Source organism: Acidaminococcus intestini DSM 21505, assembly GCF_000425045.1.
Classification (GTDB): Bacteria; Bacillota; Negativicutes; order Acidaminococcales; family Acidaminococcaceae; genus Acidaminococcus; species Acidaminococcus intestini.
Window position 1 is genome coordinate 1 of the sequence record NZ_AULA01000053.1, and the last position, 3,474, is coordinate 3,474.

General features: G+C 46.5%; 3 protein-coding genes. All 3 read left to right on the forward strand.

Features of this window, described 5'->3' with window-relative positions; translation table 11 throughout:
• The first annotated feature begins 185 nt into the window (after nucleotides 1–185).
• The 3 genes from H503_RS0110865 to H503_RS0110875 all read left to right on the forward strand — a co-directional run bounded on the left by H503_RS0110865 (nucleotide 186) and on the right by H503_RS0110875 (nucleotide 3,023).
• Nucleotides 186–1,127 (forward strand): AEC family transporter, encoded by a 942-nt coding sequence (locus H503_RS0110865; protein ID WP_009015918.1) that lies wholly within the window; start codon nucleotides 186–188, stop codon nucleotides 1,125–1,127.
• 37 nt (nucleotides 1,128–1,164) lie between these two features.
• Nucleotides 1,165–1,842 (forward strand): TetR/AcrR family transcriptional regulator, encoded by a 678-nt coding sequence (locus tag H503_RS0110870; RefSeq protein WP_026385737.1) that lies wholly within the window; start codon nucleotides 1,165–1,167, stop codon nucleotides 1,840–1,842.
• Between the two features lie 134 nt (nucleotides 1,843–1,976).
• Nucleotides 1,977–3,023: a hypothetical protein gene (locus H503_RS0110875; RefSeq protein WP_009016459.1), complete on the forward strand. Its 1,047-nt coding sequence runs from the start codon at nucleotides 1,977–1,979 to the stop codon at nucleotides 3,021–3,023.
• Nucleotides 3,024–3,474 lie beyond the last annotated feature (451 nt).

Here is a 3,474-nt window from a genome sequence, read left to right on the forward strand (position 1 = left end):
GAACTTCGTCATACTAAGGCCCCCTATATATACTTTTATTGTATCACTTTATGGAAAACCTCAGTTTGACTTGTCCTATTTATATGCTAGCACCAAGAATTTTCTTTTCCCTTCCTTTTATGATAAGATAGGGAGGGTAGAAAATTCATCCGCCGATGCGGTGGGAGAGGGACGGACACGTTGTTATGGAGAACTTGATTGTTGCTTTTTCGGCAGTTGCACCGCTGATTTTTTTTATGCTGGTTGGCTATGGGTTCCGCAAAAAGGAAAAGTTTGACGACTCGGTGATTTCCAATTTCAATAAGCTCATTTTTCAGATTCTTTTACCGGTCAATATGCTCATGAGCGTCTATCGGTCCGATATCAAGAATACGCTGGATCCGAGGATGCTTTTTTATGCCATCGGCGCACTGCTTACGGTCTATGTCATTGGTTTTGTTTCGACCTGCGCTTTTGTGAAGGAAAATCGCAAGCGAGGTGCCATGATCCAGGCCCTTTACCGCAGCAATTTCCTGCTTTTGGGGGTCCCCATTGTAGAAAATATCTATGGTACGGACCATATTGGCATGCCTCTTTTATTATCCGCGTTCATTATCCCCATCTATAATGTGCTTGCCGTTTTTACACTTGAAACGTTCCGTGGAAACCGTCATGGTTTTCACCCAGGGACGATCCTTATGGGCATCATAAAAAACCCCATGATCATTGGGGCTATTTTAGGCTTTGCCTTAAAGCTCCTGCCGCCTTTGCCACCCCTTGCGGTTAAAACGCTGCGTCAACTGGCTGCTTGTACGACGCCCGTTGCTTTGGTAGTCCTCGGGGCTTCTTTCAATTTTTCCGGAGCTGTTAAGGAAATCAAGGAAGTGGCCTTCTGTGTTGTGGGTCGTCTTCTCATTGCGCCTTTCCTCACCCTCGGCGGAGCCATCCTGATTGGAATTAGGGGCATCCCGCTGGCGTCCATTATGGCCATGACCATTACTCCTTGTGCTGTGGCTTCCTTTGCTATGGCCCAACAGATGGACAGTGATGGGGAACTTGCAGGCAACGCCCTTGTCTTTACGACGATCTTTTCGGCACTGACCATGTTCCTTTGGGTTTATGTATTGAAAGAAATCGGGGTTTTGTAATAAAATAAAAGCATCACGATTAATTGGAGTGAATATTATGGAAAGTAAAGGAAAACTTGTTCCTAAGAACGAACGGATCCTGCGGGCTGCAGAAGCCGTTTTTTCGAAAAAAGGATACCGCCAAGCAACGCTCGATGAAATCGTAAAAATCGCCGATACGGGAAAGGGAACCGTTTACAAATATTTCAATAATAAGGAAAATCTTTTTTATACGCTTATCCATATGAAAAATGAAGTGCTTCTTGATGCCCTTCGTCACAGTGTGTATGAGTATACTACGTTTGAAGACCGCTTTCGTCATTATTTTCGGGCCTTGACCTTGTTCCTTGATAAAAACATTGTGCTCTGGTCCGTTCTCCTTCTTGAAATCATGTCCCCTCAGGCTGGCTGGCAGCTGATCTGGAATGATGAGAAAGAGGATTATGATGTTGTGACCCGTTGGGGCAAGGACCCTTCTTTGGCTGAGATCGAGACCCAGCGCCGGTATTTTGATATCATCCGCAGTGAAGTGGAACAGTTGCGGAGAATCTTTCAGCGCGGTGTCGATGACAAGTTTCTGAAACCGGTGGGGGACATGAAACGCATGTCCGGCAATATTTATTTTTCCTACACCATGACTATTTTGCGGGGCTTTATCACGCCAACCAACATGGATGAAGCGATCGAGCTTTTCCTCGATCGTTTCCTTCATGGCCATTGCAACCAAAAGGGGTAGCACGTGGTGTACGAATGAAACATCAAAGGAGGCTTTCCTTCGGGACGGCCTCTTTTTTGTCTTTTGTTCGTCAAGGCAGGGACAATATGATATACTACAGGTCTAGGATGTAATCTAGGAAAGGGGACCTTCCCGTGTCTTTTTGGAACGAGAAAATCAAACCTCATCTTGAGGGCCATCATAAATTGATCATTGCGGTTGTTCTTCTTGCCGTATTAGCAGGGACGGCTTACTATTTTCGTCTTGATATCAAGGATAAGGTCATCAAGGCCAAACCCCAGCCTATCCAATCCATGGAGCTTGCCAATACGAATTTCGCGCTCCAGGCAATCAACAGCCCGAAGCTGAATGTTCAGGAAATTGACCGCGTCAGTGCTTTTTTTGTTAAAAATGGACATGTCTTTTTCTCTATGCGCAATCCTGATGGATCGGAGACCCAAGTGGAGGCCTTTGACCTAAAGGATGGTGCCTTGGTGCCATACCGCGGATTTGGAAAGGATGGCATCCTGACCATCAAGGAGAAAATGGTCTTTGGCATGACCGTAGACAGTGACAATAACGTCTATTATGTCAAAAAAGGAGTCCACGCTCTCATCAGCGGCAATGATATTGCAAGCCTGCAGGGAAGCACGACGGCGACCCGCATTGCTTTTCTGCCTGGGGAGCAGCAGGCCTACCTTTATGGAAACGATAATTTTACCTTGGCTGACGTAAAGGATGGGGGACTTACGAACAATCATCCTTCCTTCCTCCACAACCGTGCTAATCCCTTTAAGGGCGGCCTTACCTTGGTTCAGGTCATGGACGATGGGACAGTCTACGGCGGCGGACGGATCAAGCCAAATGGATTCAACATTATTGGTGCCTTTAAGCCGGATGGCAAACTGATTCAGTACTACGGCAGCTATCAGCCGACGGATAAGGATTCCATCTATAACCTTGTTGATATGGCCATTATGGACCATTATATTGCCGTCATTGACGGGTTTACCCTGAAACTGTGGCGCCGCAACGGTATGTATTTGGGAAACTTCAATAGCTCCAAACTTCTTGGCGGCGACCTGAATTGTCTCCGTCTATCACCACTTGATGATCGGACCATGCTGATTTTAGCCTATGTACGAAACGCGAAGACGAAACTTGTGGATTTGAAGGTGTTTCGGATGCAGTTCCCGGAATAAGAAAGTTTTGGCGCAATGGCTGCGCCAAAACCTTGAAGTTGTGAGTTTTGAGTTAAACCCTCAAACGCACGGCGCCAAACCGTCCCGACCGGAGGGCGCCAAATCAATTTTTCGATCACACGGTCCGTAAGCCGAATCGCGTTGGCAGCGTCTTGCGATTAGCGGTTTTGGTCCATCGAAAAATGTTCCTCGCTAACCGCTCGTGTGGAGACGTCGGGTTCCCCTTTTATTTTTACTCGGAGCAAAAATCGCTCCGATTCGATGCAGTTACGTGTCATCATTGGTTTTAAAAAGATATATCTGATGCCAATGATGGCATGCCCCGTCGTAAGAAGGTACGTACCACAATCTCATTGCTAAGACGCCCGAAATATGCCTTCGTCGATCCCTTTTGAGTCAGCCCAAAAATCGGGCTGATTTGATGAAGTGTGTGAGGCCACTTTTTAAAAAG